This window comes from Thermosulfurimonas sp., from assembly GCF_015491435.1.
Lineage (GTDB): Bacteria > Desulfobacterota > Thermodesulfobacteria > Thermodesulfobacteriales > Thermodesulfobacteriaceae > Thermosulfurimonas_A.
In genome coordinates, this window is sequence record NZ_WFVX01000150.1 from 1 (window position 1) to 8590 (window position 8590).

At 59.6% G+C, this 8590-nt stretch carries 8 protein-coding genes; 7 read left to right on the top strand and 1 reads right to left on the bottom strand.

Translation table 11 applies throughout. The features are described from left to right. The first annotated feature begins 144 nt into the window (after nt 1–144). From dnaN to gpmI, 6 genes are read left to right on the top strand one after another with little or no spacing between them, the layout of a single operon-like run. The gene (dnaN, locus tag F8J34_RS06840; protein WP_297057521.1) at nt 145–1254 is read left to right on the top strand and encodes a DNA polymerase III subunit beta; all 1110 of its coding nucleotides are present in this window, start codon (nt 145–147) and stop codon (nt 1252–1254) included. Nucleotides 1255–1267: 13 nt separating this feature from the next. Further along, the gene (gyrB, locus tag F8J34_RS06845) at nt 1268–3661 is read left to right on the top strand and encodes a DNA topoisomerase (ATP-hydrolyzing) subunit B (RefSeq protein WP_297057526.1); all 2394 of its coding nucleotides are present in this window, start codon (nt 1268–1270) and stop codon (nt 3659–3661) included. Further along, nucleotides 3654–4835 (top strand): multiheme c-type cytochrome, encoded by a 1182-nt coding sequence (locus F8J34_RS06850; protein ID WP_297057528.1) that lies wholly within the window; start codon nt 3654–3656, stop codon nt 4833–4835. Before gyrB ends, F8J34_RS06850 begins: the two co-directional genes overlap by 8 nt. Nucleotides 4836–4850: 15 nt before the next feature. Then, nucleotides 4851–5054 (top strand): DUF6485 family protein, encoded by a 204-nt coding sequence (locus F8J34_RS06855; protein ID WP_297057530.1) that lies wholly within the window; start codon nt 4851–4853, stop codon nt 5052–5054. After that, nucleotides 5055–5435 carry a ribosome silencing factor gene (gene rsfS, locus F8J34_RS06860; protein WP_297057533.1) on the top strand — a complete coding sequence of 127 codons (381 nt, stop codon included), beginning with the start codon at nt 5055–5057 and terminating at the stop codon, nt 5433–5435. Then, nucleotides 5422–6963, top strand: a complete 1542-nt coding sequence (gene gpmI, locus F8J34_RS06865; protein WP_297057535.1) for a 2,3-bisphosphoglycerate-independent phosphoglycerate mutase — start codon at nt 5422–5424, stop codon at nt 6961–6963. Before rsfS ends, gpmI begins: the two co-directional genes overlap by 14 nt. On the opposite strand, the gene F8J34_RS06870 is transcribed toward gpmI, so the two are convergent. Then, nucleotides 6960–7265: a hypothetical protein gene (locus tag F8J34_RS06870; protein ID WP_297057541.1), complete on the bottom strand. Its 306-nt coding sequence runs from the start codon at nt 7263–7265 to the stop codon at nt 6960–6962. The two genes, gpmI and F8J34_RS06870, sit on opposite strands and share 4 nt — an antisense overlap. Before the next feature lie 88 nt (nt 7266–7353). Here F8J34_RS06870 and F8J34_RS06875 point away from each other — a divergent pair, with 88 nt between their 5' ends. Further along, nucleotides 7354–8472 (top strand): nitronate monooxygenase family protein, encoded by a 1119-nt coding sequence (locus tag F8J34_RS06875; protein ID WP_297057544.1) that lies wholly within the window; start codon nt 7354–7356, stop codon nt 8470–8472. Nucleotides 8473–8590 lie beyond the last annotated feature (118 nt).

Genomic DNA, 8590 nt, shown 5'->3' on the forward strand with positions numbered 1-8590 from the left:
ATCCGGCTCCGGGTTTATCCACCCCTTTTTCCACCGCATCTTCCACCTCCAGCAAGGAGTATAAAAAGCGTCCTCCTCAGGGGTTACGCTTACCCGGTGCAATACCGGCCCCTTATTAAGAATTTTTTATAAGGAGTCTAAAAAATGAGAGCGGTAATAGAACGGGATAAACTCCTGAAGATCCTCAATCGGGTTCAGGCCGTTGCGGATCGAAAGTCCTCCATGGCCATTCTTTCCACCGTCCTGGTGGAGGGACGGGAGAATGTCCTGAGCCTTTCGGCCACGGATCTGGAGATTGGCTACCGGGGAGAGGTCCCGGTGGAGCTGGAGGGAGAAGGGGCCTTCTGTCTTCCGGCCCGAAAGTTTTATGAAATCGTCCGGAATTTTCCCCGGGAAACCCTGATCCTGGAAGGGGAGCTGGAAGGAGGGGTACAGATAAGGGATCTGGATCAGGATATCACCTATCGTCTTTCGGTTTTTGCCCCGGAGGATTTCCCCAGCCTGCCCGATATTTCCGGGGAAACCGTGGTGGAGGTGCCGGGCGAGACCCTGGAGGATATGCTGGAGAAGACCCTTTATGCTGCGGCCACGGACGAGGCTCGATACGCCCTTTCCGGGATCCTGGTTACCCGCGAGGGGGAGAACCTGCGGCTGGTGGCCACGGACGGGCACCGGCTCTCCCTGGTGGATCGGGAGGTGCCCGGGGTGGAGGTTCTTCCCCTGGAGGAGGGGGTTATTGTTCCGCGCAAGGCCGCCCAGGAGATAAAACGCATGGCCTCCGAGGAGGTGGTGGTGCGCCTGGGCATCCAGGATCATCATTTCGTGGTTTCCTCCTCGGAGGGGGTACTGCTGGCCCGGCTGATCGAGGGGCAGTTTCCGGACTACCGGGCGGTGATCCCCAGGGATCCGGGCCGGAGGGTTCTGGTGCATCGGGAACGGCTGACCGAGGCCCTGAAACGGGTCAGTCTTCTGGCCTCGGACAAATACCGGGTGGTGCGTTTCGATTTCGCTCCCGGAGAGGTGGTCCTTACCGGAAGCGGAGGGGAACTGGGGGAGGCCCGGGAGAGACTGCCTCTTTCCTACGAGGGCGATCCCTTCACCATCAACTTTAACGCCCGTTATCTCCTGGATGTCTTCAACGTGATGGAGTCCGAGGAGGTGGAGCTGGACATCGGTTCCGAACGCACCCCCTGTCGGATAACCGGTCCGGAGGATCCGGGGTTTCTGGCCCTGGTCATGCCCATGGCGGTATAGGAGAGGGTCGGAAATGGTGCAGGCTTACGGTGCGGAAGCCATAAGGGTGCTTTCCGGTCTGGAGGGGGTGCGGGTAAGGCCGGCCATGTACATCGGTTCCACCGGGTCGGAGGGGTTTCATCATCTCCTCTGGGAGGTCCTGGACAACGCGGTGGATGAGGCCCTGGCCGGTTACTGTGATCGGATCCGGGTGATCCTCCATGCCGATGGTTCGGCCACGGTGGAGGACAACGGGCGGGGTATTCCGGTGGATATCCATCCCCAGGAGGGGGTTTCGGCCCTGGAGGTGGTCATGACCCGGCTGCATGCCGGGGGAAAGTTCGAAAAGACGGCCTATAAGGTTTCCGGTGGTCTCCACGGAGTGGGGGTTTCGGTGGTCAATGCCCTTTCGGAATGGCTGGTGGCGGAGGTCCATCGGGAGGGAAGGATCTATCGCCAGAAATATTCCCGGGGAGTACCCGAGGGCCCGGTGGAGGAGGTGGGTCGCACCCAGCGTTCCGGAACCAGGATCACCTTCAAACCCGATCCGGAGATCTTCGGAGAACAGGAATTCGACTACCAGGTGGTCCGGCATCGTCTGCGGGAACTGGCCTTTCTGAATCCGCAGGTGCGTTTTTATCTTCAGGACGAAAGAAGCGGAGCCGAGGAAAAGTTCCATTTCCGGGGCGGGTTGGTCGAATTCGTGCAACATCTGAACCGGAAACGGGAACCGGTACACCGGAAGGTGGTTTACATCTCCGGCGAAAGGGATCTGGTGCAGGTGGAGGTGGCCCTTCAGTATCATAACGGCTACACCGAGACCCTTTACGCCTATGTGAACAATATTCACACCCGGGAGGGTGGTACCCATGTAGTGGGTTTCCGGACCGCGCTTACCCGGGCCCTGAATCGCTACCTCTCCGGGGCCGAGGGGCTACCCAAGAACCTCCGGGTCAAACTCGAGGGCGAGGATGTGCGGGAGGGGCTCTGCGCGGTGATCTCCATCCGGATGCCGGACCCTCAATTCGAGGGTCAGACCAAGATGAAACTGGGGAACAGCGAGATCAAGCCCCTGGTGGAGTCCATAGTCTTTGAGGGGTTGATGCGTTTCCTGGAGGAGAACCCCTCGGAGGCCCGCCGGATCGCCACCCGGGTGGTACAGGCGGCCCGGGCCCGGGAGGCAGCCCGCAAGGCCCGGGAGATCGCCCGTAAGAAGGGCGAGGCCCTGGAGGTGCTTACCGCCGGGAAACTGGCCGAGTGTCAGGAAAAGGATCCGGAAAAACGGGAACTCTTTCTGGTGGAGGGAGATTCAGCCGGTGGTTCGGCCAAGCAGGCCCGGGATCGACGTTTCCAGGCCATTCTCCCCCTGCGGGGAAAGATCCTCAACGTGGAAAAGGCCCGCATAGACAAGGTCCTTTCCTCCGAGGAGATCAAGCAGCTGGTGGCCTCCCTGGGAGCCGGTATCGGTCCGGACTTTGATGCCGACCGGAGTCGTTTCCGGCGCATCATCATCATGACCGATGCGGATGTGGATGGGGCCCATATTCGTACCCTGCTCCTTACCTTTTTTTATCGCCAGATGACCGAGATCATCGAGCGGGGCTGGCTCTATATCGCTCAACCCCCTCTTTACCGGGTAAACGAGGGTAAGAAAGACGTCTATCTCAAGGACGATGCCGAACTGGATGCTTATCTGTTCACCCGGGCCCTTAAGCAGGTTAAGCTCAAGGTGGAGGGAAGAGAGCTTTCCTCCCCGGAGACGCGTACGGTTCTGGAACACCTGGCCGGTCTGGAGAGGGCCCTTTCCGAACTCCTGCGCCGGGGTATTCCTCCGGAAGGGGTCCTTATCCTGGTGCGGCAGGGGTTCACCCGGGCGGACCATTTCGATGACGAGGAAAGGGTAAGGGAGCTTACCCGGGTGTTCAGGGAAAAGGGTTATGCGGTGGGACGGGTAAAGCCCAGCGCCCATCGTGAATCCGCTTACGAGTTCGAGGTCACCTCCACCCGAAGCGGGTATGTTTCCTTTTCCGTGGGGCCGGAGTTACCCACCCGGCGCGAGTTTCGGGAGGTGTTGCGTTATTACGGAAAGCTGAAACCCTATCTGGGGAAGGAGGTCCGTCTGGAGGTGGGGGAGGATACCGGGGTCTGGGAGGATCTGGTTTCCGGGCTTTCCTCCATTCTCTCGCGGGTGCGGGAGCTGGGTCGAAAGGGGTTACATATCCAGCGCTACAAGGGGCTGGGAGAGATGAACCCCTCGCAGCTCTGGGAAACCACCATGGACCCGGAGCGCCGTACCCTCCTTCGGGTGGAGGTCCAGGACGCGGCCGAGGCCGATGAACTCTTCACCACCCTGATGGGGGAGAAAGTGGAACCGCGTCGGGAGTTTATTCAGACCCACGCTATGGAGTACCGGGAGCTGGATGTTTAAACGCCTCTTGATCACCGCGATAATCCTGGGTTTATGGAGCCTTCCGGCAGGGGCCAATTCCTACGTGGGGTCCAGGGCCTGCAAGAGGTGTCATCCTCAGATTTACCGGGGCTGGCGCTCCACCCTCCATCCCTATATGCTCAAGGAGGCCACGGATGAAACCCTTATTCTTCCCTGGAACAACGTGGTCCTGCGTTTCGGGCGTCGAAAGTTCCGTCTCTTTCGGCGGGGGCGGGAATTCTGGATGGAAATCACCCACAACGGTAAGACCGAGGCCTACCGGGTCAAGTACATCCTGGGCGGCACCTGGAAGGAGCTTTTCATTACCGAGCTTCCGAACGGAGAACTGCGCATTCTTCCCCTGAGCTGGGTGGTGGAGGGGGAAAAGTGGGACCTCAACGATTACTGGCCCTCCACCCTGTATCAGGAGAAATGTATGGGCTGTCATGTAACCGGTCTTCGACTGGAGAGGCGGGGTCAGCGCCTGGTCACCCGTTTTCGCGAGCTGGGTATAGGTTGCGAGGCCTGCCACGGTCCCGGAGAGAAGCACATAGAGGCTCCTGCGGAGAAGAAATTCGAAACCATTGTCAATCCGGCCCGGATCCCCAACTACCGAATAGCGGCCATGGTCTGCGGAGCCTGTCATAGCCGGGGAGAAACCCCGGATGGTCGTTACCGTTATCCCCGGGGCTATCTGCCGGGCCAATCCTTCGAATTCACCTTTATCCTCAAGCCCATCCTCTATCCGGACGGAAGTCCCAAGGCCAATTATGAACAGTATAACGATTGGTTAAAGAGCAATCACTCGCGAGCCGGGGTCATGTGCTGGGACTGTCACGAGGTCCACAGTAAGGGCCGGGCCAACCGGTTTCAGACCAAGCTTCCGGGAAGTTTGTTGTGTCGTAAATGTCATCAGGTGAAGAACAAAGGGGTCCACGGGATCCACAGTGTGAACATCTGTGTGGGATGTCATATGCCCCTGGTGGCCCGCAGGGGTCTGGTGCGGGATATTCACAGCCACCAGTTCCGGGTGGTCTTTCCCTCCTGGACCCTTAAGATCGGAAGTTTCGAAAAGCAGCCTAATTCCTGCAATGCCTGTCATTTTCACCGTAAGGATCCCCCGGAACGGCTGGAGAAGATACTGGAATACTCCCTGGAAGGTCTTAACTTTTGAGGAAGGAGGGAGACCATGGAATGCAAGAGGGAATCCAATCTTAAACGTTGCAACTGTACCTACGAACCCTGTCCGAAGAAGGGGATATGTTGTGAATGTCTGAAGTATCATCTTTCCATGCGGCAGCTTCCGGGCTGCTGTTTTCCTCCGGAGGCCGAACGCACCTACGACCGCAGTTTCGAGCATTTTGCCCGTCTGGTCACGGAGGGTCGTCTGTAGATGGCCTTTGATTCTCTGGAGCTGGTGCGTCTGCTGATCCGTCTGATCCGGGAGAAGAAGGGTGAGGATCTGGTGGTACTGGATGTTCGGGGTCGATCTTCCTATACTGATTTTATCCTTATTGCCAGTGCACGTTCGGCCCGTCACGTTCAGGGTCTGGCCGATTTTCTGGAATCCGAGACCGCGCGGCTGGGAATACCTCCCTCCGGGGTGGAGGGGCTCACCCAGGGGCACTGGGTGGTCATGGATTACGGCGATGCCGTGGTGCATCTCTTCTACGAGCCGGTGCGTCAGGTCTATGATCTGGAGGGTCTCTGGGTCGAAGCCCCGCGGATAGAGCCGGAGGATCTTCGGAAGGAGGAAAACCTTGTCCGAGATTAAGCCTTTACTTTTAATTATCATGGATGGATGGGGCTGGCGAGAGGAGGAGCGGGCCAATGCGGTTCGGCTGGCCGGCACCCCTCATCTGGATGCCCTGAAGGCGGAATATCCCTTTACCCTGCTGCGGGCCTCGGGCGAGGCCGTCGGGCTTCCCGAGGGCCAGATGGGAAACTCCGAGGTGGGGCACCTCAATATCGGGGCCGGGCGCATTGTCTATCAGGATCTTACCCGCATCAATCGGGCCATTCGCGAAGGCACCTTCTTTAAAAATCCCGAACTCCTGAGGGTGGCCGAGGAGGTCAGACGATCCGGAGGACGGATCCACCTTATGGGTCTGGTTTCCGATGGCGGGGTGCATTCCCATATCGAACATCTCTTTGCCCTGCTGGAACTTTACGCCCGGGAGGGGCTTTCCGATCGGGTCTTTGTACATGCCTTCACCGACGGAAGGGATACCGCCCCGGATGTGGCGGATCGTTTTCTGCAGGCCCTTTTACAGAAGATGGACGAGCTTTCCTGCGGCAGGGTGGCTACGGTATCCGGACGTTATTACGCCATGGATCGGGATCGACGCTGGGATCGCACCCGTCGGGCCTATGAAGCCATAGTGATGGGGCGGGGTCTGACCGCTCCGGATCCTCTCACCGCGGTGCGTGAGGCCTTTGCCCGGGGGGAAACCGATGAGTTCATTCAACCCACGGTGATAACCGAGGAGGGTCATCCGGTGGCCACCGTAGAGGACGGGGATACGGTGGTCTTTTTCAACTTTCGGGCCGACCGGGCCCGTCAGCTCACCCGAGCCCTTACCGAGCCGGATTTTAAGGAATTTACCCGGGAAAAATGGCCTCAGCTGGCGTACTTCGTTTGCTTCACCCTCTATGATGAACACTTCCATCTTCCCGTGGCCTTTCCTCCGGAAAAATTGCACCGGATCTTCGGGGAGGAGGTCAGTCGGGCCGGATTGATCCAGTTGCGCATCGCTGAGACCGAAAAATACGCCCACGTGACCTATTTCTTCAACGGAGGCGACGAGAAGACCTTTCCCGGTGAGGAAAGAAAACTGATTCCCTCCCCCCGGGACGTGCCCACCTACGACCTCAAGCCGGAGATGAGTGCCTATGAGGTTACCGCCGAACTGGAACGCCGTCTGAGGGAAAAACGTTACGGGCTGGTGGTGCTCAACTTCGCTAACGGCGACATGGTGGGACACACCGGGGTGCTTTCGGCGGCCATCAAGGCGGTGCGGGTGGTGGACGAATGCGTGGGACGGGTGATCCGGGTCTTTCGGGAGACGCACGGAGGCCCGGTTATCGTGACCGCGGATCACGGAAACTGCGAGGTCATGGCCGATGAATCCGGACACCCCCATACCGCGCACACCTCCAATCCGGTGCCCTTTTATCTGGTGGACGACCGTTTCAAGGGGTCCCGCTTAAAGGAGGGAATCCTTGCGGACATAGCCCCCACCGGTCTCTATCTCATGGGGCTGGAGATCCCGGGGGAGATGACCGGAAAGGTCCTGCTCTAGGGGGTTTGCTCCAGCCAGCTGAGGAGACGATCCAGCAGCCGGCGGAGTTCGTCCTCCCGTCGCAGGATCTCTTCCATCTTTTTTTCGCACCAGGAAAGTTCCTCCGCCGAAAGATGGTGCCAGGAGAGACGTTTAAAGAAGGAGGAATAGGCCTGGCGCTCCCGCAGGCGTCGGCGCAGTTCCCGGGAAAGACCGGAGATCACCTCCCCTCGGGAGAGAACCTCCCGGAAGAAGCGCAGATCATCCTGCTGTTTTCGTTCAAAGGCCTCCAGCCAGTCCTTGAGTGTGCAGAGTCGGGCCATCTTTTTAATTATAGCCAAGGTTTAGAGAGTTTGCAGCGGTAAGGGCTCATGTTAGATTTACGGTCACTTTTGGGAGAAGGGAAAGGCTATGTCGGTGAACGGAATTCCTCCTTTGCGGATCGGTGATTTGACCGCTCCGGTCCCCATCGTTCAGGGAGGGATGGGGGTAGGGATTTCGCTGGCCGGTCTGGCCTCGGCGGTGGCCCGGGCCGGAGGCATCGGGGTCATCTCCGCGGCCCTGGTGGGTTTTTACGAGGGGGAGACGGAATTTTTCCGGGATCCCACCCGGGCCAACATCCGGGGGCTCAAGCGCCAGATTGCGCTTGCCAGGGAGAAGGCCCCGGAGGGGATCATCGGCGTAAACATCATGGTGGCCCTCACGGATTTTGAACCCCTGGTGCAGGCGGCCTGCGAGGCCGGAGCGGACATCATCTTCTCCGGGGCCGGGTTGCCCCTTAATCTTCCCGAACTTCGGCCCGAGGGTTCACGCACCAAGCTGGCCCCCATTGTGTCCTCCCCCCGAGCCGCCAAACTCGTGGCCCAGCGCTGGTGGAAAAAATACGGCTGTGTGCCGGACGCCGTGGTGGTGGAAGGCCCGCAGGCCGGAGGACACCTGGGTTTCTCCGTTAAGGAGCTGGAGGCCCCGGAGTCCCGCCTGGAGGTTCTGGTTCCCCGGGTGATCGAGGCCCTCAAGCCCTTTGAGGACCGGGCCGGAAAGGCCATACCTGTAATTGCCGCCGGGGGGATCTACACCGGCTACGACCTTTACCGTTATCTTCACGAGATCGGGGCCTCCGGGGTCCAGATGGGTACCCGTTTCGTGGCCACCCATGAGTGTGATGCCTCTCCGGCCTTCAAGGAGGCCTTTCTCAGGGCCGGTAAGGAGGACCTTACCATCATCAGGAGTCCGGTGGGTCTTCCCGGAAGGGCCCTGCGGGGGTCTTTCCTGCGCAAGGTGGAAGCCGGAGAGAAGCGGCCCTACCGGTGCATGTATCACTGTCTGCGGAGTTGCGATTACCGGAAGAGTCCCTACTGTATCGCCGCCGCCCTGATCAATGCCCAGCGGGGGAACCTGGAGGCCGGTTTCGTTTTCGCCGGGGCCAACGCCTGGCGGGTGGATCGTATCGTTTCGGTGCAGGAGCTTATAGACGAGCTTCTCGGGGAATATCACCAGGCCCGGCTTGAAAGGGAGGGAGGAAGTCCTTAATTTTGGATTAAGGGAAGGGGCGGTCGGCGGCCGCCGGAGGAGGTGGAGCCTCCGGAGGAAAGTCCGGGCTCCGCAGGGCAGGGCGCCGGGTAACACCCGGAGGGGGTAACCCCTGGAA

Bases quoted from the DNA above. Each gene is read 5' to 3' on its own strand.
- dnaN (WP_297057521.1), top strand. From the start codon at position 145: ATGAGAGCGGTAATAGAACGGGATAAACTCCTGAAGATCCTCAATCGG.
- gyrB (WP_297057526.1), top strand. From the start codon at position 1,268: ATGGTGCAGGCTTACGGTGCGGAAGCCATAAGGGTGCTTTCCGGTCTG.
- F8J34_RS06850 (WP_297057528.1), top strand. From the start codon at position 3,654: ATGTTTAAACGCCTCTTGATCACCGCGATAATCCTGGGTTTATGGAGC.
- F8J34_RS06855 (WP_297057530.1), top strand. From the start codon at position 4,851: ATGGAATGCAAGAGGGAATCCAATCTTAAACGTTGCAACTGTACCTAC.
- rsfS (WP_297057533.1), top strand. From the start codon at position 5,055: ATGGCCTTTGATTCTCTGGAGCTGGTGCGTCTGCTGATCCGTCTGATC.
- F8J34_RS06870 (WP_297057541.1), bottom strand. From the start codon at position 7,265: ATGGCCCGACTCTGCACACTCAAGGACTGGCTGGAGGCCTTTGAACGA.
- F8J34_RS06875 (WP_297057544.1), top strand. From the start codon at position 7,354: ATGTCGGTGAACGGAATTCCTCCTTTGCGGATCGGTGATTTGACCGCT.